Source organism: Streptomyces sp. Go-475, from assembly GCF_003330845.1.
Classification (GTDB): Bacteria; Actinomycetota; Actinomycetes; order Streptomycetales; family Streptomycetaceae; genus Streptomyces.
In genome coordinates, this window is record NZ_CP026121.1 from 254,578 (window position 1) to 272,943 (window position 18,366).

Sequence of the window (18,366 nt, forward strand, 5' to 3'; positions counted from 1 at the left end):
TCGACAGTGGAGTCGACGGCACGTCCCCGGCACTTCTGCCACCACGAGGAGAACCGATGACTCCACTGTCGACACGCGCCCCGCGGGCGGAGGAGGGCGACACCCCTCCGACCCGGTTCGACGACCATCTGGCCGCCCAACTGCTCGCGCAGCGCATCGTGCTGCTGGGCACGCAGGTCGACGAGGTCTCCGCGAACCGGGTCTGCGCCCAGCTGCTCATCCTGTCCGCGGAGGACCCGCGCACCGACATCAGCCTGTACATCAACAGCCCCGGCGGGGCGGTCCACGCGGGCCTGGCGATCTACGACACGATGCGGCTCATCCCCAACGACGTCTCGACCCTGGCCATGGGATTCGCGGCCAGCATGGGCCAGTTCCTGCTGAGCGTCGGCGCGCCCGGCAAGCGCTACGCCCTGCCGAACGCGCGGATCATGATGCACCAGCCGTCGGCGGGCATCGGCGGCACCACCGCCGACATCGAGATCCAGGCGGAGAACCTGGAGTTCACCAAGCGGACCATCGAGCGGATCACCGCCGAGCACACCGGCCAGAGCCCGGAGACGATCTCCCGGGACGGCGACCGGGACCGCTGGTTCACGGCCGAGGAGGCCAGGGAGTACGGCATGGTGGACCGGGTCGTGGAGTCCCTCGAGGACGTCCGCCCGGCCGCCTCCCGGCGACGGATGGGACTGCAGTGATGGGTACGTACACGATTCCGAACGTCGTCGAACGCACCCCGCAGGGCGAGCGGTCCTACGACGTGTTCAGCCGGCTGCTCTCGGAGCGGATCATCTTCCTCGGCACCGAGATCGACGACGGCGTCGCCAACGTCGTCATCGCGCAGCTCCTCCATCTGGAGTCGTCGTCCCCGGAGAGCGAGATCGCGGTCTACATCAACTCCCCGGGCGGCTCGTTCACTTCGCTCATGGCGATCTACGACACGATGACGTTCGTGCAGGCGCCGATCTCGACGGTCTGCGTCGGGCAGGCGGCCTCGACGGCGGCCGTGCTGCTGGCCGGCGGGGATCCGGGGCGGCGGTTCGTGCTGGAGCACGCGCGCGTGCTGCTCGGCCAGCCCGCCACCGGAGGGCAGCGCGGCATGGTGTCCGATCTGGCGCTCCACGCCAAGGAGATGGTGCGGATCCGCTCCCAGGTGGAGGAGGTGCTGGCACGGCACACGCACCACGACGTGGCGAGCCTGCGGGCCGACATGGACCGCGACAAGGTGTTCACCGCGCGGGAGGCGGTGGCCTACGGGCTGGCCGACGAGGTGCTCGGCCGGCGCCCCGTGAAGGCCTGAGGCGCCGGGCGCGACCGGGATGCCCCGGGGTCCGGATGCCCCGGGGTCCGGATGCCCCGGCGTCCGGATGCCCCGGCGTCCGGATGCCCCGGCGTCCGGATGCCCCGGCGTCCGGATGCCGCTGGGCCCGGGGGCCGGCCGGGGTCAGGCGGCCAGGCACATCCCGTCGTACGACGACGTGGACGCGCCGCGGTGACTGCCGTCCGCGTACCGGGAGGTGACGCGGGTCAGTTCGCCCTGCGCCCTCGACAGCAGGTCGCCCAGGCCCAGTCCGAGGGCGTGGGCGGCGGCCGCGAGGACCTCCGAGGAGGCCTCCTTGCGGCCGCGCTCCACCTCCGACAGGTAGGGCATGGAGATCCGCGCCTCGTCGGCGACGTCCTTCAGGGTGCGCTCCTGCGCGAGGCGTTCACGCCGCAGGACGTCACCCACCAGGTCGCGCCACAGGGGCTCCTTCGGGGCGGGGGCGGGGGGTCCCTGGCGCGGCGGAGCGGCGGTGGGGCGGGCCGCCTGGGGGCGCGCGCCGTGCGGACGCAGAGGGATGACGCGGGCTTCGTTCGGCACGTGGTTGCTCACTGTTCCAGCCTAGGAGTCCTGCTCGCCGGGGGAAGGGCCCGGCGTTCCGCCCTGGGTGGAATCGCCCCAACGTCCGTCCCGGAAAGGGAGGTTGGGGATGCCGGGTTCTGGCCCCGGTGTCCCCGGCGGCGGAGGCCCTACAGCCGGTTTTCCGCCGGTCGGCCCTTCGCGGGCATGTGTGGCGTCCGACCGGGTACCCGCAACTCGGAAGGACCTAGGCAGATGTCCGCCATGACGTTCGGGGAGAGGTAATGGAGACCGCCGTGATCCGGTCGAAGGCACAGGTCGTCGAGGAGAACGCCGAGGCCAGCACGGGTGACGGAGCACTGCCGGGAGTCGTGGACCCGCGGTCCGTGGCCCCGCGGGACGCGAGGGAGCTGTCCCGCCAGTTCTTCCAGCGCCTGACGGAACTCGAAGAGGGCACGCACGAGTACCAGTACGCGCGCAACACGCTGATCGAGATGAACATGTCGCTGGTGCGGTTCGCGGCCGGCCGGTTCCGGGGCCGCGGCGACGACATGGAGGACATCGTCCAGACCGGCATGATCGGCCTGATCAAGGCCATCGACCGGTTCGAGCTGTCCCGCGAGGTCGAGTTCACCTCCTTCGCGCTGCCGTACATCGTCGGCGAGATCAAGCGGTTCTTCCGGGACACGACGTGGGCGGTGCACGTGCCGCGGCGGCTCCAGGAACTGCGCGTGGAGCTGGCCAAGGCCCGGGAGGAACTCGCGAGCCGGCTGGACCGCGAGCCGACGGTCGCTGAGCTGGCCACGCTGATGAACATCTCCGAGAGCCAGGTCATCGAGGGGCAGATCGCCGCGAACGGGTACAACTCCTCCTCGCTGGACGCCGCGCTCACCGGCGACGGGCCGGAGAGCGGCGAGGCCGTCCTGGCCGACTTCATCGGGGTCGAGGAGGACGGGCTGCGGCTCGTCGAGGACTTCCACTCGCTCGCCCCGCTCATGGCGGAGCTCAGCGAGCGGGACCGGCAGATCATCCACATGCGGTTCGTGGAGGAGGCCACCCAGGCGGAGATCGGCGAGCGGCTCGGCTGCTCCCAGATGCACGTCTCCCGCCTGATCAAGCGGATCATCACCCGGCTGCGCGAGGGCATGCTGGGCGAACTGGGCTGCGCCTGACGCAGCCGGACGCCGTCGCGGGTGCCGCCCCCATGCGGGAGGGGGACGGCACCCGCGACGGCGTCCTGGTCCGGCCGACCGGCTCCACCCGGGGGCGGCAGCGCGCAGAGCGTCCCGCCGGAGACCCGGAGCACCCGGAACACCGGGCGACAGCCGGAACACGGGAACACCCGGAACACCTAGGACACCCGCAGGGGCTCACCCGCCGGCTTCGTCGGCGAGAGGCACGACGGCGCGGACGCGCTTGCCCACCGGCACCCGTTCCACGCTGACCTGCTCGGCGAGCGCGTGGACGATCTCCAGGCCGTGCCGGCCGACGCGCTCGGGGTTGCGCGGGAAGATGCGGGGCAGGGCGGAGCTGCTGTCGTAGACCGACACCGTCACCGAGGTGTCCGTGCCCACGAGCTCCAGGATGTACGGCCCGTTGCTGTGCCGGTCGGCGTTGGTGACCAGCTCGCTCACCACCAGCAGCACGGCGCCGTCGACACGGTCGTCGATGCGCGCGCACCACTCCGTCCTGAGCTGGTCGAGGAAGAGGGCGGCGAAGGACCGCGCCTCGGCGATGCATCCCTGCTCGCCCGAATAGTGTGCCGCCCGCCGCAGCGGTTCCACGGGCACGTCGAAACCAGTCGGTATCACTGCCCCGTCCAGGTGGTCGATCATTCGTTTCTCTCTGGGAAGCCGGACTGGCCGGACGCTCTGCACCAGTGCTCGTACCCCGAGCCGCGCCGTGCAGTCCTGACAGTGTCCGTCCGTCCCGTGCCCTGGGCATTGTCCCCCGTCCGCGGGGCACCCGGAAGGAACCAGGACCGGTCGAGGGCGGCCGGGCGGATCGCCGGAGGTGTGCGGTGGCCTGGTGGATATGGCTGGTCGTGGTGGTCGCGGCGCTCGTCGCGGTCGCCGTGGTGACGCTCGCGGTGCAGGCCGGCCGGCGGTCGGGGACGGTCATCGCGGTACGGCGCAGGCCCGGCGGGAAGGGCGTGCGATGAACGAGCTGATGGCGGCGCGGAGCCTGACGACCCTGCCGGTGGTCACCCTGGGCGGGGACGCCGTCGCGCAGATCAAGGACACCGTCTTCGACGCCGCGGCCGGACGGGTCACCGGCTTCACGCTCAGCGGCCGCGGCCTGCTGTCCGGGCCGCTGAAGCAGAGCCTGCCCTGGGCGGCGGTGCACTCGCTGGGCCATGACGCCGTGATGATCCGTGACGCCCTCGCCCTGCAGGACACGTCCGTCGTGGTGGCGCGCCGCGAGGCCCAGCAGGGCCGGGTGCTGCACGCGAAGGTGCTGACGGACGAGGGCGCGGAAGTCGGCACGGTGCTCGACGTCATCATCGAGGGCGGCACCAGCGGCCGGGTGGTGGGCTTCCGGATCGCCGCGGGCAAGGCGCTCGTGCAGGGTTCCAGGCGCCGTCGGCACCGGGTGTACGTGCCGCGCGGGGAGACGCTCGCCGTCTCCGGGCGGGCGCTGGTCATCCCCGCGGACGCCACCCGTTACGTCGCCGACGACCTGACGGCCTTCGTCGCCGGCGTCGGAGCCTTCCGCGAGGAGCGCGAGGAGCGCAAGGGGACGCCGTCATGATGCTGTTCTCGCAGGCGCGGGGCCTGCCGGTGCTGACGCTGACCGAGGCGGAGGAGATCGGCGTCGTGAGGTCGCTGACGGTCGACGCCGCCTCCGGTGTGGTCACCCACGTCCGGGTGCGGGGCAGGCACTCCCGCAAGGAGACGGTGCTGGCCTGGGGCGCCCTGCACGCCATCGGCCCGGACGCCGTCCTGGTGCGCTCGACCGCCGCCCCCGCCGAGGTGCCGCCGCACCACGAGCTGGCGGGCCTGCGGATCCTCGCCGAGACCGGTGACGCACTCGGCACCGTCCAGGACGTCGCGTTCGAGCCGGAGACGGGCCGCGTCGAGGCGGTCGTCAGTGCCCGGGGCGAGGTGCCGGCCGATCGGCTGCTCGGGCTCGGCGACTACGCCCTGGTGGTCCGTGCCGGGTGAGTCGGGTGCCGGGTGAGTCAGGCGCCTGTTGAGTCGGGTGCCTGTTGAGTCAGATGCCGGTCGAGTCAGGAGGCCGGCGCCTGGTCCGTCGTGCCGTTGCCGGTGTCGCTCCCCGGGGGCGGCGGCTGGGGCTCGGACGTCGGCGGCTCGCTCGTCGGCGGCTCGGACGACGTCTCCGACTCCGGCTCCGAGGTCGGCGGTTCGCTGGTGGGCGGCTCCGACGAGGTCGTGTCGGTCGGTGACGTCGGCGTGGTCACGCTCACCGACGGGGAGGGCTTGTCCGGCTTCTCGGTCTTGCGGTCCTTCGTGCCCGTGTCGCCCTTGTGGCGCTCGAACCACTCGCCGTCACGCTCGCACATGACGAAGACGTCGACCGGCTCCGGCGCGGGCGTGACCACGACGACGTTCGACGACTTGTACGACGGCCACGCGTCACCGGAGGCCTTCGGCGCGGTCTGCTGGGCGACCGGCGGGGTCAGCGGGTTGCCGCACGCGCAGCGCACCCGGGGCACGCCGCGGTCGTCGACCAGGACGGCCGTGCCGGCCTGGAGGACGGCCTGGTAGCTGGTGGCGGCGCCGTCCTTGTAGCCGTGGTTGGTGACGCGGGTGTCCATGCGCAGCTGCACCGGTGTGAGCGAACGCAGGTAGGCGGGGACGTCGGTCGGGTCCACGCGGGCGACGGAGGCGAACGCCCGCTGCTTGTCCGGGGCACCCTCGAAGTACGTGATCTGCTTCTCCACGTCGCAGCTGGAGACGTTGCGGGTGCCGCCGTACAGGCCGGGCGCGCCGCCCTGCACACCCTGGACGGCGTTCTGCGGGGCCAGTTCGGTGGGCGAGGGCGAGACCGGCGCGGCGGAGCTCTCCTTCGCCGTGGACTCGGTGAACGGGTCCGGGCCGGTGTCCGCCGCGGGCTGGAGGAAGACCTCGCCCTCGGAGGTCCTGGTGCCTCCGTCGGACGCGCCGGTGCCACCACCGTCGGGGCGGGTGAACACCACGGCCAGGATGACGGCGGCCACCACGGCGGTGGCGATCAGCGCGACGCGGGGGACGGATCCCCACCACGGGCGCCGCGGCTCCGGCGGCTCGCCGCTCCCGCCCGGCGGCTCGGCGGGCGGGCCGCCTCCCGGCGGCGGCTGGGAGGGGCCGGACAGCGGGCCCGAGGGAGGCCCTGTGGGGCGGCCGGACGACGGCGGTTCGACGCTCACGAGCTCTTCTTCCCACGTGGGTTCTCTGCGGCCTTCGCACAGCCGAGGAATTTGATCCCGGTACAGGCCGCTTTTTCCGCTACGAGTTCATTGTGTGCTCCGGTCCGGTACGCCCCGCAAGCCGACGCGGACGGACCTCCCGGCGGGCGGGCGGCGCGGGTGCTGCTTAGCGTGGCAGCGTGAGTTCGCGCACCCCCTCCGGCCAGGTACGTACCGCAGACGAGCGGGCCGTCGCCCGTCACGGCTGGGCGCAGGCCCTCGTCACGGTGCTCGGCGGGCTGCTCGCCATGGGGGTGGTGGCCGCGCTCGGCCTGTGGGCGGCCGGAGCCGCCGATCTGCCGGACGGCGCGTTCGCCCCGGTCGTCGCGGCGACCGTGGTGACCGCCGTCGGCGGCGCCGTGGAGCTCTCCGGGAGCGCCGGCGACCTCGCCGACACGCAGGCGGGCCTGACGGTGATCCCGTTGTCGGTCACGCTCACCGGGGCGCTGGTCATCGCCTGGGGCTTCCTGCGGCCGCTGCGGCACCGCGCGGTCGCCGGTGCCCGGGAGCTGGCCGGGTGGGCCGCCCGGGTCGCGGCGTTGTGGCTGCTCGCGCTGATCGGCCTGGCGCTCGCCGCCCGGCACACCTTCGACCTCTCCCTCGGGAACGACGCGCTGGGCGAACTCGGTGACCTGTTCGGCGCCTCGCCGAAGGTCGGCTTCACCACCGACGTTCCGCTGTCCGTGTTGGTCGGCGTGGTGTGGCTGGCCGGTGTGCTGGTGCTGGCGCTGCTGGTGTCGCGCGGGGCGCCGCTGCCGGGCGGGCTGCTGCGGTTCCAGGCCTCGGTGCGGCCGGCCGCGTACGCGATGGTGGCGCTGCTGCTCGCCTGCGTCGCCATCGGTGTGCTCGTCGCGCTCGTCGTCGCGGTGACGCGGGGGCACGCGGCGGAGACGTTCGCCGTGATCCTGCTGGGCATGCCCAACCTGGTGTGGCTGGCGCTGACGATCGGTCTCGGCGCCACCTGGAACGGCAGGGTGGAGGGGCCGTTCGGGCTGCCCATGCCGCACGTGCTGGACGAGGTGCTGCGCACCCCGGACATCTCGGAGCTCAACCTGCGGACGCTGGCGGAGCACGACGGCCGGGTGTGGTGGCTGCTGGTCGTCGCCGCCGTGCTGCTGGCGGCCGCGGCGTTCGTGATGGCGGCCCGGTCCCCGGCCCGGGTCCGGGCCTGGGAGCACGCCGTACGCATGGCCGTCGCGCTGGTGCTCACGGTGTTCATGATCTGCCTCCTGGCGCGCGTCTCGGCGCACTACGGCCTGTCCGTGCTCGGCATCGGCGACCTGGGCGGCGGTCTCGCGGGCGAGCTGTTCCTCCGGCCCCGGCTGTGGGGTGCGGTCGGACTGGCCGTCCCGTGGGGGCTGGTGACCGGCTTCGCCGGCGCGCTGGCGGCCCGGCGCGTGCGGCGGCGGGGTGAGGTGCGCGGGGTCCGGAAAAGCTGACGGCGGCCCGGGAGCTGACCGCGGCCCGCTACGGCCCGGGAGGGCTGACCGCCGCCCGCTACGGTCGCGGCAGGAAGACCGGTTCGGCCCAGCGCGGGGGCGGCTTGGGCCGCTCGTCCCCCGCGACCGGCCGCTGCCGGTCCCCCCGAGGGGGTGCCGGGGCGGCCCCGGCCGCGCCCCCGGTCGTCGCGGCGCGCAGGGCGGCCACGAAGTCGAGGCAGGACGGGTAGCGGTCGTCGGGGCTCTTGGCGAGGGCCTTGGCGAGGACGGGGTCGGCCTGGGCGGGGATGCCGGGCCGGGCCTCGGTCAGCGGCGGCGGGTCGTCGTACTGGTGGGCCCACAGCAGGGCCATGTCGTCGTCCCGGCGGAAGGGCGGGTGCCCGGCCAGGGTCTCGTAGACGACGCAGGCGAAGCCGTACACGTCGCAGCGGGCGTCGACCGGCTTGCCGGAGATCTGCTCGGGCGCGACGTAGTCGAGCGTGCCGACGAACTGGCCGACCGTGGTGAAGCCGGTCAGCGACAGCGACTTCTTCGTGAGGCCGAAGTCGGTGAGGTAGACGTGCTCGGGGTGGTCGCTGTCGGTGCCGCGGGAGACCAGGATGTTGCCGGGCTTGACGTCCCGGTGCACCAGGCCGTGCTCGTGGGCGGCGTCGAGCGCGGAGGCGACCTGGGCGGCGACGCGGACGGCGGTGGCGGGCGGCAGCGGGCCCTCCCGGTCGAGGACGTGCCGCAGGTCGCTGCCGGCGACGTAGCGCATGGCGATGTAGAGGACGCCGTCCGTCTCGCCCGCCTCGAACACCGGCACGATGTGGGGGTGGTCGATCGCTGCGGCGGCGCGGGACTCGTGGGTGAAGCGGCGCCGGAAGGTGTCGTTGCGGGCGAGTTCCGGGGCGAGCAGCTTGAGGGCGACGGTACGTTCCAGACGCAGGTCGCGGGCCCGGTAGACGACGGCCATGCCGCCGCGCCCGATCTCCTGCTCGATCCGGTACCCGGCGATCTGCTGCCCGATCAGCTCGGAGGGCCGCCCCGAGAACACGCTGGTCTCGCGGCTCAACGGACGTCACCCTCGGGCGACACGACCCGGGTGGGCGCCGCCTCCCCCGGCCGGCCCGCCTCCTCGACGTCCTCCGGCGTCACGAGCCGTGTGGGTTCGGGAGGCCCGGCGGATTCGGGAGGTCGGGGAGGTTCGGCGGAGACGATACGGGTCGGCTCGGGAGCCTCCGGGGACACGGCCCCCGTCGGCTCAGGGGCCTCCGGAGACACGACCCGCGTCGGCTCGGGAGCCTCGGGTGGCGTGGTCTGTGCCCGTTCCGGCGCCTCGGGCACGACCACCCGTGTCGGCTCGGGAGCCCTGGGCGCCTCGGGCGGCGCGACCCGGGTCGGCCCGGGGGGTGCGCCCTGCTCGGGCGCAGGCGCCGGCGCCGGCTGCGAGCGAGGTGGTTCCTCGGGTACCACCCGCGTCGGTGGACGGGCGGGCGCCTCGGCCGGGTGCGACGGCTCCCGGTCGGCGCGGGGTGTCTCGTCCGTCGCGTACGTGGTCAGGCGGGTTCCGTCGGCGTACACCCAGTGCCCGTGCGCGGCGTCGTAGAGCCACACGGACTCGCCGTCGACGACCACGCCGATCCGCACCCCGCGGGTGCGGGCGCGGAAGGACTCCCGGTCCAGGCCGCCCGCGAGGTCCTCGACCGCCGACCGGTAGCGCGCCAGGCCTTCCTGCGCCCGGCTCAGCAGCGGACGCGGATCCGCGGCGCGGGTGAGCGGCCCGTCCGCGGCGGGCGGGTCCTGCGGCACCGCGACCAGGCGGCGGCCGTCGACCCAGGCCGACCAGCCGTTGAAGCACAGCACGTGCCCCCAGTCGCCCTGGCGCTCCAGCAGCTGCACCGGCAGCAGCGGGTCGAGGTCGACGGTGGGCCGGGCCGGGTCGGGCGCCTCCCAGGCGGGCATCCCGTGCTGGGGCACGACGTGGGTGGGCCGGAAGCCGGGAGTCGTCATGGCGGCTCCCTACTTCCGCATCACGGCCGGTTCGTGCCGGCGCAGCAGCCGGGACACGAGGAAGCCGAAGAGCGCCGACAGCACGAGCAGCATCCCGACGTCGAGCAGCCACGTGCCCGCCGAGTGCTCGAAGAGGGGGTCCTTGGTCAGGTCGTCCGGCACGATCCTGGCCAGCCCGACGGTGCCGGCCATCGCCGCCAGCGCCCAGCGGGCCGGCACCAGCCAGCCCAGCTGCTCCAGCCCGGGCACGCCGTCCAGCTTCAGCAGGGCCCCGCAGAAGACGACCTGGACGATGGCGATGAGGACGAGCAGCGGCATCGTCACCTCCTCCTTGCGCACCAGCGCGGAGACGAGCAGCCCGAGCATCATCGCCGTGAACGCCAGCAGGGCGACGGCGACGGTGATCTCCACCAGGGGCGGCATCAGCACGCCCTCGCCGCCGGGCGCGTTCAGGTCCACGCCGAGCAGGGCGACCAGGGTCAGCACCACCGCCTGGAGCACGGTGATGACGCCGAGGACGACGACCTTGGACAGCAGGTACGCCGATCTGGACAGGCCCACCGCCCGTTCCCGCTGGTAGATCACGCGTTCCTTGACGAGCTCGCGCACGGCGTTGGCGGCGCCGGTGAGCACCGCGCCGACGCAGAGGATGAGCAGCGTGTTCATCGCCGTGTCGAAGGTCAGCTTGCCGGCCGCCAGGGCCCGCGCCATCACACCCATCACGAACGGCAGCGCGATCATGATGATCAGGAAGGTGCGGTCGGCGCTCAGCGCGGAGGCGTACCGGCGCACCAGCGTGCCGAGCTGGGCGGCCCGGCTGCGCGGCCGGGGCGGCGCGGTGATGACGACGGGTTCGGACCGGGGCAGCTGGGGCTGGGCGGAGGCGTCGGCGACGTACCGGCCGTGGAAGGGCGAGGCGCGGTACTCCTCGGCCCAGTCCCGGTCCGTGTCCCGGTCGAAGGCCTCGAAGGCCTCCGGCCACTGCTCGAACCCGAAGAACGCCAGGGCGTCCTCGGGCGGCCCGTAGTATGCGATCTTCCCGCCGGGCGCGAGCACGAGGAGCCGGTCGCACACGTCCAGGCTGAGCACGCTGTGGGTGACGACGATGACGGTCCGGCCGTCGTCGGCGAGGCCGCGCAGCATGTGCATCACCGAGCGGTCCATGCCGGGGTCGAGGCCGGAGGTCGGCTCGTCGAGGAAGAGCAGCGACGGCTTGGTCAGCAGCTCCAGGGCCACGCTGACGCGCTTGCGCTGGCCGCCGGAGAGGCTGTGCACGGGCTGGTTCGCGCGCTGTTCCAGGCCGAGTTCGCGGATGACCTCGTCGACCCGGGCGCGCCGTTCGGCCTTGGCGGTGTCCTGCGGGAAGCGCAGTTCGGCGGCGTAGGAGAGGGCCTTTCTGACGGTCAGCTGGGCGTGCAGGATGTCGTCCTGCGGGACGAGTCCGATGCGCTGGCGCAGCTCGGCGTAGTCGCGGTAGAGGTCGCGGCCGTCGTAGAGGACGGTGCCGTGGTCGGCGGGGCGCTGGCCGGTGAGGGCGTTGAGGAGCGTGGACTTTCCGGCGCCGCTCGGGCCGACGACGGCGAGCAGGCACTTCTCCCCCACCGGGAACGACACGTGGTCGAGCAGGGTCTTGCGGCCGCGGTCGACGGCTACGGCGAGGTCCTGCACGTCGAGGGAGACCTCGCCGGTGTCGACGTACTCCTGGAGTTGGTCACCGACGAGGCAGAACGCCGAGTGGCCGATGCCGACGATGTCGCCCTGGGCCACGGGGGCGGTGGTGACGGGCCGGCCGTTGAGGTACGTGCCGTTGTGGCTGCCGAGGTCGGTGATCTCGTACGTGCCGTCGGGCAGGGCGCGCAGTTCGGCGTGCCGGCGGGAGACCACGAGGTCGTCGATGACCAAGTCGTTGTCGCCGGCGCGGCCGATGCGGACGGTGCGGGTGGGCAGCGGCCGCACGGTCGTGGGCTGCCGGTAGGTGCCGGTCAGGGCCGGCATGGAGACGGCGGAGGGGCGTTCCGGGGCGGGTGCGGGGCGACCCAGGAGGACCACGCGCGGCCCGTCGGAGGGGCTGCCGAAGCGGATGACGCTGCCGGGTCCGACGTCCCATTCGTGGATGCGCCGGCCGTCCGCGTAGGTGCCGTTGGTGCTGTCCTCGTCCTCGATGGTCCAGTGGCCGTCCTCGGGCTTCAGCACCGCGTGGTGCCAGGAGACCCGGTCGTCGTCGAGGACGATGTCGCTCCTCGGGTCGCGTCCTACGTGGTAGTCGCGGCCCGGGATCATCACGGTGGAGCCCGTCTCGGTCTCCAGGACGAGTTCTGGTGCTACCGACGGCTGCGCCATGGCCAAGATTCTACCGATTTGCCCTGGTGTGCGCCTCCGTGAGGGTGTGAGGGCCGGTCAGGCGACGGGGATGCCGAGGACGGGAGCCGTGCGCTGCATCCGCAGGGCGTCCACGGACTCGGCGAGCAGTTCGTACTCGGTCGTCTCGTCGCTGGTGGCGATGCGCACCAGCCGGCCGGCCGCCAGCTCCTCGGCGACCCGCTCCTGCTGGGCGGGGTCGCCGCACCAGGCGCGCAGCAGCGCGGGCACGTCGGGCACGGTGTCGGCGACCGGCACGAGCGCGCCCGGCGGTAAGTGCTCGGCGTCCGGCTGGGGGTCGAGGCGCTGGGCGATCCAGGAGGCGCGGTCGCGCAGCCACCACAGGGCGAGGGCGAGGGTGGGGGCGCGATAGGTGCCGAGGGGCACTCCGATGCGGCGGCCGTCGCAGACTCCGTACGCCGTGACGTGGCACAGAAACTCGTCGTGCACGTGACCCTCCCCCGTCGCCCTGCCCGTCCGCCGGCCCGGCCTCGCTGCTCGGGCGGCTCGCGTGCTGTGCGTGAGGGCGCCGTCGCTGGAAGTGAAAGCGCTCTCGCAGGTCAGTATGTTCACTACTGAAACACTGTCACCACGACTTTCCGGCCACTCTCCTGGCATATTCACGCCCCGAGTTGGCCGAAACGCTGCGGCGGTCTCCGAGGGGCATGACCCGGGAGGTAATCGACGGTCGCGGCGGGCCCGGGCAGGGTGGTCCGTGCCGGGTTCGCCGCGAGCGGTGATCCGGGCTCCGACCAGCAGGTACGACCTTTCTGGAGGCTGATCGCCCATGTCCGCACCCGACCGTCGCCACGAGGACGCCGTCGCCCGCTACTTCGAGGCCTGGAACGCCCAGGACGCGGTGGCGCGGGAGAAGGCGGTCGCCGCCGCCTGGACCCCGGACGGCGGTTACACCGACCCGCTGGCCGACGTCAGCGGCCATGAGCAGATCGCCGCGGTCATCGCGGCGGCCCGGGAGCAGTTCCCGGGGTTCGTCTTCCGGCTCGCCGGCGCGGTCGACGGGCACCACGACACCGCGCGTTTCTCGTGGGAGCTGGTGAGCGAGGCCGACGGCTCGGCGCCCGTCGCCGGGTCGGATGTGATCACGCTGGACGAGCAGGGCCGGATCAGGGCCGTGCTGGGGTTCCTGGACCGGGTGCCGGCCGGGGCGTGAGCCGGGGTCCGCGATGAGTTTTCCGGTGCCCGGCGGTCTGCCGTGTGAGAGACCGCCGAGCACCGGAGGAAGCCATGGCCCCGACCGGAGAACTGGACGCCGAGTTCACGGCCGTCCTGCGCAAGAGCCCCGCCGAGGGCGGCTGGACCTATCTGGTCTGGCCCGAGTCCGTCGCGTTCTTCGGCACCCGCGGCCTGGTCAAGGTCCGCGGGACGATCGACGGGCATCCGTTCCGCGGCTCGTTCATGGCCCTCGGCGACGGCACGCACAAGCTGCCCGTGAAGGCCGACGTCCGCAAGGCCATCGGCAAGGCGGAGGGCGACACGGTGACCGTGCGCCTGGAGGAACGGATCGGTTCCTAGCCCGCGTGCCCGGGGGCGCGCTCCCCCGGGCACGTACCGCGGCTACTGGCGGACGATGGCGTCGATGCGGGCCAGCTCCTCCGCGTCGAAGTCGAGGTTGCCGATGGCTCCGACGCTGTCCTCGACCTGCTGCGGGCTGCTCGCGCCGACCAGCGCCGAGGTGACCCGGCCGCCGCGCAGCACCCAGGCCAGCGCCATCTGGGCCAGGGTCTGGCCGCGCCCCTTCGCGATGTCGTTCAGGTCGCGCAGCCGGGCCACCAGCTCCTCGGTGACGGCGTCGGACTTCAGGAACGGGCTGTCGCTCGCGGCCCGGGAGTCCTCGGGGATGCCGTCGAGGTAGCGGGCGGAGAGCAGGCCCTGCTCCAGCGGGGAGAAGACGATGGAGCCGACCTGGAGCTCGTCGAGGGCGTCCAGCAGGCCCTCGTCCTCGGGGCGGCGGTCCAGCATCGAGTAGCGCGGCTGGTGGATGAGGAGCGGGGTGCCCAGCTCGCCCAGGATGCGGGCGGCCTCGCGGGTCTGCTCCGCGGAGTAGTTGGAGACACCGACGTACAGCGCCTTGCCCTGCTGCACCGCCGAGTGCAGGGCGCCCATCGTCTCCTCCAGCGGAGTGTCCGGGTCGGGGCGGTGCGAGTAGAAGATGTCGACGTAGTCCAGGCCCATCCGGCTCAGGCTCTGGTCCAGCGACGACAGCAGGTACTTGCGCGAGCCCCACTCGCCGTACGGGCCGGGCCACATCAGGTAGCCGGCCTTGGTGGAGATGACCAGCTCGTCGCGGTAGCGCGCGAAGTCCGACTTCAGGAACTCGCCGAAGGCGGACTCGGCGGCGCCGGGCGGCGGGCCGTAGTTGTTGGCGAGGTCGAAGTGGGTGACGCCGAGGTCGAAGGCGCGGCGCAGGATGGCGCGCTGGGTCTCGACGGGCCGGTCCGGGCCGAAGTTGTGCCACAGGCCGAGCGAGAGCGCGGGGAGCTTCAGGCCGCTGCGTCCGGTGCGCCGGTAGGGCATGTCCGCGTAGCGGTCGGGGTGTGCGGTGTACAACGCGACTCCAGAGGGGTTGGGCTCGGTCGGAGAGGAAACCGGTGTCCACTCTGGCGTGACCTGCTCCCATGCGTCCAACAGAAGAATCCGATGGAATTCAGCGGCTACGCTTCTCAGTCATGGAACTGCGCCACTTGCAGCATTTCGTCGCGGTCGCCGAGGACCAGCACTTCACCCGGGCGGCCGAACGCCTCCTGGTGTCCCAGTCGGGCCTGTCGGCCTCGATCCGGGCGCTGGAGCGGGAGCTGCAGACGCCGCTGTTCGTGCGCACGACCCGGAGGGTGACGCTCACCCCGGCCGGGCGGGCGCTGCTCGGCGAGGCGGAGCGGATCCTGGCGCAGGTGCGCGCGGCCCACGAGGCGGTGGCGGCGGTGCAGGGCGTGCTGCGCGGCATGCTCGCGCTCGGCAGCGAGCAGTGCATCGCCGGGGTGCATGTGGCGGGGCTGCTCGCCGCGTTCCGGCACCGCCATCCGGACGTGGAGATCTGCCTGCGGCAGGCCGGGTCGGGCGCGCTGGCGGAGGAGGTCGCGGCCGGGCGGCTCGACCTGGCGTTCGCCGTGCGGACCCAGGAGGACAGCGACCAGTTGCGGTCGGTGCCGCTGACCAGCGAGCCGATGACCCTGCTGTGCCATGCCAGTCACCGGCTCGCCGCCGCGGGCGCGGCCGTGACGCCGGAGGAACTGGGCGGGGAGGTGTTCGTCGACTTCCACCCGGACTGGGGTCCGCGCCGCACCACCGACGCGGTGTTCGCCGCCGCGGGCGTACGGCGGACCGTGGCCCTGGAGGTGAACGACGTGCACACACTGCTCGACCTGGTCGACGAGAACCTCGGCGTCGCCGTCGTGCCGCGGCACTTCGCGCACAAGCGCGCCTCGCTGACCGCGCTGCCCGTGAAGGGCACCGGCGAGGCGGTCTACGAGACGGTGGCGCTGCTGCCGCCCCGGCAGGCCACCAGCCCGGCGGCCCGCGCACTGATGGAGCTGCTGGAGACCACCGGCGCGTGAACGGGGGCGCACACGGCGCGCACATGAACGGCGACACACACGGCGCCCGCGCGCACGGGGACGCACACGGCGCCCGCGCCCACGGGGACGCACACGGCGCGCCGATGCGCGATGGTGGAGCCATGCATGCGAAGGACATCCTCATCGACGGCTACAACCGCATCCAGGAAGAAGTCCACGCCACCGTCGAGGGGCTCGGGCCCGACGAACTGGCCGCCCGCCCCTCCCCCGACACCAACTCCATCGCCTGGCTGATCTGGCACCTCACCCGCGTCCAGGACGACCACATCGCCGACGCCTTCGGCCTGGACCAGGTGTGGCTGACCCAGGACTGGGAGAAACGCTTCGGCCTGGGCCTGCCCCGCCACGACACGGGCTACGGCCACAGCCCCGCCAAGGTCGCCAAGGTCAGGGTCGACTCCGGCGACCTGCTGACCGGCTACTACGACGCCGTGCACGCGCAGAGCCTGGACGCCCTGCGCGGCCTGGCCGCCAAGGACCTGGAGCGCATCGTCGACGAGCGCTGGGACCCGCCGGTCAGCCTGGGCGTACGGCTGGTCAGCGTCCTGTCCGACGATCTCCAGCACGTCGGACAGGCCGCCTACCTCAAGGGACTGCTTCAGAGCACGGCCGCGTAGCCGGGCAGGACGACGTCCCGGATGAGCGCGTTCCGCTCGTCGAACGGCAGGAACGCGCTCTTCAGGGCGTTCACGGTGACGGTGCGCAGGTCCTCCACGGTCCAGCCCGCCTCCTCCACCAGCAGCGCCATCTCGCGGGTCATCGTCGTGCCCGACACCAGCCGGTTGTCGGTGTTGAGAGTGACGCGGAAGCCGAGGTCCTTCAGCGCGGTGATCGGGTGCTCGGCGATGGAGGTCGCGGCGCCCGTCTGCAGGTTGGACGTCGGGCACATCTCCAGGGCGATGCGCCGGTCGCGCACCCAGCCCGCGAGCCGGCCGAGCTTGCCCGCCGCGAGGTCGGGGATGTCGTCGGTGATGCGCACGCCGTGCCCGATGCGCTGGGCGCCGCAGACCTGGAGCGCCTGGTGGATGCTGGGCAGACCGTGGGCCTCGCCCGCGTGGATGGTGAACGGCACGTTCTCGCGGCGCAGGTGCTCGAAGGCAGCGAGGTGGTCGGCGGGCGGGAAGCCGTCCTCGGCGCCGGCGATGTCGAAGCCGACGACACCCGCGTCCCGGAACGCCACGGCCAGGTCGGCGGCCTCGCGCACCCGGTCGAACATCCGCATCCCGCACAGCAGGGTGCCGACCCGCACCGGCGTGCCGGCGGCGGCCGCCTTGGCCATGCCCGCCGCCAGGCCCTCCTGAACGGTCTCCACGACCTCGGCCATGGTCAGCCCGCCCTTGGTGTTCAGCTCGGGGGCGTAGCGCACCTCGCCGTAGACGACGCCGTCGGCGGCGAGGTCGAGCACGTACTCCTCGGCGGTGCGCAGCAGGCCCTCGCGGGTCTGCATGACGGCGAGGGTGTGCTCGAAGGTGGCGATGTAGCGCACCAGGTCGCCGGAGTTGGCGGCCTCGTAGTACCAGGCGGCGAGTTCGTCGGGGTCGGTGGTGGGCAGGGTGTGGCCGACCGCGGCCGCGAGTTCCACGACGGTGGCGGGGCGCAGGCCGCCGTCGAGGTGGTCGTGCAGCACGGCCTTGGGGAGGCGACGGATCACTTCGGTGTCTACGCGCGTAGCAGTCATGACGGGTCTTTTCCTTGAGCGGGGTGGTGCGGGGACGGGAGGAAGGTCAGCGGGCGGGCTGGAGCAGGTCCCAGCGGTTGCCGTACAGGTCCTGGAAGACGACGACGGTGCCGTACGGCTCGTGCCGCGGTTCCTCCAGGAAGGTCACGCCCGCGGCGGTCATCCGGGCGTGGTCGCGGGCGAAGTCGTCGGTGTGCAGGAAGAACCCGACCCGACCGCCGGTCTGGTCCCCGACCCGGGCTGCCTGGGCCTCCCCCTTGGCGCGGGCGAGCAGCAGTCCGGTGCCCGTTCCCGGGGCGCCGGGTTCGACGACGACCCAGCGGGATCCGTCAGGCCGGGGCGCGTCCTCGACGAGCCGGAATCCGAGGGCCTCGGTGTAGAAGCGGATCGCCTCGTCGTAGTCGTCGACGACGAGGGTGACCAGGGCGATACGTCTCATCGGGGCCTCTCGGAGCGCGGGGTTAGCGGGAGAGGTTATACGTAAAACGCACGGGATGCCAACCGGGGCGGGGCTGCGCGACTGGTTGTAACTACTAGTATGTACACTCACGCTCAACGACGCCTCAACAACCCCCTCAACACCACCCTCAACAACCCGTCGACGACACCCGGGGAGCCCCATGCCCTTCATCCGCATCGACACGCTCCGCGCCGGGCCCGAGCGCCTCGCCGCGCTCGGCCGCGCCGTCCATGACGCCCTGACGGAGACGATCGGCATCCCGCCCGACGACCGGTTCCAGGTGCTCGTGGACCACGACGGCACGAGCGGCACCCTGCGGTACGGCGACTACCTCGGCGTGCGCCGCGACGGCGGCATCGCCTACGTCGCGATCACGCTGCGCTCCGGTCGCACGCCCGCGCAGAAGCAGGCGCTGTACCGCAGGATCGCCGAACTCGCCCAGGCGTACGCGGGCACCGAGCCGCGGAACGTGTTCGTCGTCCTGACCGAGAACGAGCCGGCCGACTGGTCCCTCGGGGAGGGGGCGGCGCAGTACCTGGACGGCGCGGGGGCCTAGGACAGGCGCCTACGCCCTCAGCCCGAGGCGTGGCGCCCGGGC

At 72.9% G+C, this 18,366-nt stretch carries 21 protein-coding genes and 1 pseudogene; 12 read left to right on the forward strand and 10 right to left on the reverse strand.

Going from position 1 to position 18,366, the window contains the following annotated elements; all coding sequences use genetic code 11:
• Positions 1–56 precede the first annotated feature (56 nt).
• A complete protein-coding gene (locus C1703_RS01190) occupies positions 57–698 on the forward strand; it encodes an ATP-dependent Clp protease proteolytic subunit (RefSeq protein ID WP_114250104.1) in 642 nt (213 codons plus the stop codon).
• Complete coding sequence (locus tag C1703_RS01195; protein WP_114250105.1) at positions 698–1,300, forward strand: ATP-dependent Clp protease proteolytic subunit; 603 nt, start codon at positions 698–700, stop codon at positions 1,298–1,300. Before C1703_RS01190 ends, C1703_RS01195 begins: the two co-directional genes overlap by 1 nt.
• A 144-nt stretch (positions 1,301–1,444) precedes the next feature.
• Here the strand turns inward: C1703_RS01195 and C1703_RS01200 are convergent, their stop codons facing one another.
• Positions 1,445–1,873 carry a helix-turn-helix transcriptional regulator gene (locus C1703_RS01200; RefSeq protein WP_114250106.1) on the reverse strand — a complete coding sequence of 143 codons (429 nt, stop codon included), beginning with the start codon at positions 1,871–1,873 and terminating at the stop codon, positions 1,445–1,447.
• Positions 1,874–2,124: 251 nt separating this feature from the next.
• Between C1703_RS01200 and C1703_RS01205 the strand changes: the two genes are divergently transcribed.
• Positions 2,125–3,012: an RNA polymerase sigma factor SigF gene (locus C1703_RS01205; RefSeq protein WP_114250107.1), complete on the forward strand. Its 888-nt coding sequence runs from the start codon at positions 2,125–2,127 to the stop codon at positions 3,010–3,012.
• Between the two features lie 198 nt (positions 3,013–3,210).
• On the opposite strand, the gene C1703_RS01210 is transcribed toward C1703_RS01205, so the two are convergent.
• On the reverse strand, positions 3,211–3,675 hold the full coding sequence (locus C1703_RS01210) for an ATP-binding protein (protein WP_114250108.1): 465 nt from the start codon (positions 3,673–3,675) through the stop codon (positions 3,211–3,213).
• 185 nt (positions 3,676–3,860) lie between these two features.
• Between C1703_RS01210 and C1703_RS39465 the strand changes: the two genes are divergently transcribed.
• Genes C1703_RS39465 through C1703_RS01225 form a run of 3 tightly spaced genes read left to right on the forward strand, consistent with a single transcriptional unit; the run spans position 3,861 to position 5,004 of the window.
• Positions 3,861–4,001 carry a hypothetical protein gene (locus tag C1703_RS39465; RefSeq protein WP_232840372.1) on the forward strand — a complete coding sequence of 47 codons (141 nt, stop codon included), beginning with the start codon at positions 3,861–3,863 and terminating at the stop codon, positions 3,999–4,001.
• A complete protein-coding gene (locus C1703_RS01220; RefSeq protein ID WP_114250109.1) occupies positions 3,998–4,591 on the forward strand; it encodes a PRC-barrel domain-containing protein in 594 nt (197 codons plus the stop codon). Before C1703_RS39465 ends, C1703_RS01220 begins: the two co-directional genes overlap by 4 nt.
• On the forward strand, positions 4,588–5,004 hold the full coding sequence (locus tag C1703_RS01225; protein WP_114250110.1) for a PRC-barrel domain-containing protein: 417 nt from the start codon (positions 4,588–4,590) through the stop codon (positions 5,002–5,004). Before C1703_RS01220 ends, C1703_RS01225 begins: the two co-directional genes overlap by 4 nt.
• A gap of 65 nt (positions 5,005–5,069) precedes the next feature.
• On the opposite strand, the gene C1703_RS01230 is transcribed toward C1703_RS01225, so the two are convergent.
• Positions 5,070–6,209 (reverse strand): DUF6777 domain-containing protein, encoded by a 1,140-nt coding sequence (locus C1703_RS01230; RefSeq protein WP_114250111.1) that lies wholly within the window; start codon positions 6,207–6,209, stop codon positions 5,070–5,072.
• A gap of 179 nt (positions 6,210–6,388) precedes the next feature.
• Between C1703_RS01230 and C1703_RS01235 the strand changes: the two genes are divergently transcribed.
• The gene (locus tag C1703_RS01235; protein WP_114250112.1) at positions 6,389–7,687 is read left to right on the forward strand and encodes a streptophobe family protein; all 1,299 of its coding nucleotides are present in this window, start codon (positions 6,389–6,391) and stop codon (positions 7,685–7,687) included.
• A gap of 58 nt (positions 7,688–7,745) precedes the next feature.
• Here C1703_RS01235 and C1703_RS01240 read toward each other — a convergent pair whose 3' ends face one another.
• From C1703_RS01240 to C1703_RS01255, 4 genes and pseudogenes are all read right to left on the reverse strand, one after another.
• The gene (locus C1703_RS01240) at positions 7,746–8,741 is read right to left on the reverse strand and encodes a serine/threonine-protein kinase (protein WP_114250113.1); all 996 of its coding nucleotides are present in this window, start codon (positions 8,739–8,741) and stop codon (positions 7,746–7,748) included.
• Between the two features lie 452 nt (positions 8,742–9,193).
• A pseudogene (locus tag C1703_RS39470) lies at positions 9,194–9,679 on the reverse strand (hypothetical protein); the annotation flags it as partial.
• A gap of 9 nt (positions 9,680–9,688) precedes the next feature.
• Positions 9,689–12,019 (reverse strand): FHA domain-containing protein, encoded by a 2,331-nt coding sequence (locus C1703_RS01250; protein ID WP_114250115.1) that lies wholly within the window; start codon positions 12,017–12,019, stop codon positions 9,689–9,691.
• 57 nt (positions 12,020–12,076) lie between these two features.
• A complete protein-coding gene (locus C1703_RS01255) occupies positions 12,077–12,487 on the reverse strand; it encodes a hypothetical protein (RefSeq protein ID WP_114250116.1) in 411 nt (136 codons plus the stop codon).
• A gap of 337 nt (positions 12,488–12,824) precedes the next feature.
• Between C1703_RS01255 and C1703_RS01260 the strand changes: the two genes are divergently transcribed.
• Positions 12,825–13,208 carry a nuclear transport factor 2 family protein gene (locus C1703_RS01260; RefSeq protein ID WP_114250117.1) on the forward strand — a complete coding sequence of 128 codons (384 nt, stop codon included), beginning with the start codon at positions 12,825–12,827 and terminating at the stop codon, positions 13,206–13,208.
• Between the two features lie 74 nt (positions 13,209–13,282).
• A complete protein-coding gene (locus tag C1703_RS01265) occupies positions 13,283–13,570 on the forward strand; it encodes a DUF1905 domain-containing protein (protein ID WP_114250118.1) in 288 nt (95 codons plus the stop codon).
• Positions 13,571–13,612: 42 nt separating this feature from the next.
• On the opposite strand, the gene mgrA is transcribed toward C1703_RS01265, so the two are convergent.
• The gene (gene mgrA, locus C1703_RS01270; RefSeq protein ID WP_114250119.1) at positions 13,613–14,605 is read right to left on the reverse strand and encodes an L-glyceraldehyde 3-phosphate reductase; all 993 of its coding nucleotides are present in this window, start codon (positions 14,603–14,605) and stop codon (positions 13,613–13,615) included.
• A gap of 119 nt (positions 14,606–14,724) precedes the next feature.
• Here mgrA and C1703_RS01275 point away from each other — a divergent pair, with 119 nt between their 5' ends.
• The gene (locus C1703_RS01275) at positions 14,725–15,609 is read left to right on the forward strand and encodes a LysR substrate-binding domain-containing protein (RefSeq protein ID WP_114250120.1); all 885 of its coding nucleotides are present in this window, start codon (positions 14,725–14,727) and stop codon (positions 15,607–15,609) included.
• A 122-nt stretch (positions 15,610–15,731) separates the two neighbouring features.
• Positions 15,732–16,247: a DUF664 domain-containing protein gene (locus C1703_RS01280; RefSeq protein WP_114257231.1), complete on the forward strand. Its 516-nt coding sequence runs from the start codon at positions 15,732–15,734 to the stop codon at positions 16,245–16,247.
• Here the strand turns inward: C1703_RS01280 and C1703_RS01285 are convergent.
• Positions 16,229–17,308, reverse strand: a complete 1,080-nt coding sequence (locus tag C1703_RS01285) for an adenosine deaminase (protein WP_114250121.1) — start codon at positions 17,306–17,308, stop codon at positions 16,229–16,231. The genes C1703_RS01280 and C1703_RS01285 overlap by 19 nt on opposite strands.
• A gap of 46 nt (positions 17,309–17,354) precedes the next feature.
• Complete coding sequence (locus tag C1703_RS01290) at positions 17,355–17,747, reverse strand: VOC family protein (protein WP_114250122.1); 393 nt, start codon at positions 17,745–17,747, stop codon at positions 17,355–17,357.
• A gap of 181 nt (positions 17,748–17,928) precedes the next feature.
• Here C1703_RS01290 and C1703_RS01295 point away from each other — a divergent pair, with 181 nt between their 5' ends.
• Positions 17,929–18,324 (forward strand): tautomerase family protein, encoded by a 396-nt coding sequence (locus C1703_RS01295; RefSeq protein ID WP_114250123.1) that lies wholly within the window; start codon positions 17,929–17,931, stop codon positions 18,322–18,324.
• Positions 18,325–18,366 lie beyond the last annotated feature (42 nt).

Bases quoted from the DNA above. Each gene is read 5' to 3' on its own strand.
- C1703_RS01190 (WP_114250104.1), top strand. From the start codon at position 57: ATGACTCCACTGTCGACACGCGCCCCGCGGGCGGAGGAGGGCGACACC.
- C1703_RS01195 (WP_114250105.1), top strand. From the start codon at position 698: ATGGGTACGTACACGATTCCGAACGTCGTCGAACGCACCCCGCAGGGC.
- C1703_RS01205 (WP_114250107.1), top strand. From the start codon at position 2,125: ATGGAGACCGCCGTGATCCGGTCGAAGGCACAGGTCGTCGAGGAGAAC.
- C1703_RS01210 (WP_114250108.1), bottom strand. From the start codon at position 3,675: ATGATCGACCACCTGGACGGGGCAGTGATACCGACTGGTTTCGACGTG.
- C1703_RS01220 (WP_114250109.1), top strand. From the start codon at position 3,998: ATGAACGAGCTGATGGCGGCGCGGAGCCTGACGACCCTGCCGGTGGTC.
- C1703_RS01225 (WP_114250110.1), top strand. From the start codon at position 4,588: ATGATGCTGTTCTCGCAGGCGCGGGGCCTGCCGGTGCTGACGCTGACC.
- C1703_RS01250 (WP_114250115.1), bottom strand. From the start codon at position 12,019: ATGGCGCAGCCGTCGGTAGCACCAGAACTCGTCCTGGAGACCGAGACG.
- C1703_RS01260 (WP_114250117.1), top strand. From the start codon at position 12,825: ATGTCCGCACCCGACCGTCGCCACGAGGACGCCGTCGCCCGCTACTTC.
- C1703_RS01265 (WP_114250118.1), top strand. From the start codon at position 13,283: ATGGCCCCGACCGGAGAACTGGACGCCGAGTTCACGGCCGTCCTGCGC.
- C1703_RS01275 (WP_114250120.1), top strand. From the start codon at position 14,725: ATGGAACTGCGCCACTTGCAGCATTTCGTCGCGGTCGCCGAGGACCAG.
- C1703_RS01280 (WP_114257231.1), top strand. From the start codon at position 15,732: ATGCATGCGAAGGACATCCTCATCGACGGCTACAACCGCATCCAGGAA.
- C1703_RS01285 (WP_114250121.1), bottom strand. From the start codon at position 17,308: ATGACTGCTACGCGCGTAGACACCGAAGTGATCCGTCGCCTCCCCAAG.
- C1703_RS01290 (WP_114250122.1), bottom strand. From the start codon at position 17,747: ATGAGACGTATCGCCCTGGTCACCCTCGTCGTCGACGACTACGACGAG.
- C1703_RS01295 (WP_114250123.1), top strand. From the start codon at position 17,929: ATGCCCTTCATCCGCATCGACACGCTCCGCGCCGGGCCCGAGCGCCTC.